The following is a 646-nucleotide window of genomic DNA, read 5'->3' on the forward strand; positions in this document are numbered from 1 at the left end:
CGCCGAGGGCATCGCGCAGTCCGGGCAGTTCGCCCCCGCCGCCGCCAATCGACCCGACATCTCGACAATCCCGTCGATCACAGTCCGGCTTTCCACGATCAAACCTGGTAGCCGCAGGCTACTGTCCCATGCTTTCGAGGCCATCGACGTGCGCTCCTTGCTGACCCCCGGTGGAGTTGGCCGGACACAGCGTGGAAATGTCAAATCTGCACGGAATTTGAGTCAGACCCCTTTTTGCACGCCGATCCACAGGGCTGCGCGCCTCTCCAGCGTTCGCGACGCCTTCAACTCACCGTTCCGACCCTTTGCGCTAGCCACGACCTCTGTCGGACAGGAAGGCCTCGACTTTCACCCTTATTGCTATCGACTCTACCACTGGAACTTGCCCGGAAATCCGGTCGATCTTGAGCAGCGCGAGGGGCGTGTCCACCGCTTCAAGGGTCACGCGATCCGCCTCAATCTAGCGCATCGGCAGGTTGATGTGGTGCGTGGGCGCGAGGTAAGCGCAAAAACCTTCCCACATTTTCGTAGCGGCTGATTTGGCTATGTTTCGCCCCTCGTCTGAGGGGTATCGTAGTGGCTGATGATGTAAGAACATTCGAAACAGGTTTCGAATTTCGAAACCTGTTTCGAATGTTCTTACATC

At 58.0% G+C, this 646-nt stretch carries 1 protein-coding gene; it reads left to right on the forward strand.

Annotated elements, in window-relative coordinates; all coding sequences use genetic code 11:
- Nucleotides 1–148: 148 nt before the first annotated feature.
- Nucleotides 149–538 carry a helicase-related protein gene (locus QHC67_RS19295; RefSeq protein ID WP_413818578.1) on the forward strand — a complete coding sequence of 130 codons (390 nt, stop codon included), beginning with the start codon at nucleotides 149–151 and terminating at the stop codon, nucleotides 536–538.
- The last annotated feature ends 108 nt before the right edge of the window (nucleotides 539–646 follow it).

Source organism: Sphingobium sp. (assembly GCF_033795625.1).
GTDB lineage: Bacteria > Pseudomonadota > Alphaproteobacteria > Sphingomonadales > Sphingomonadaceae > Sphingobium.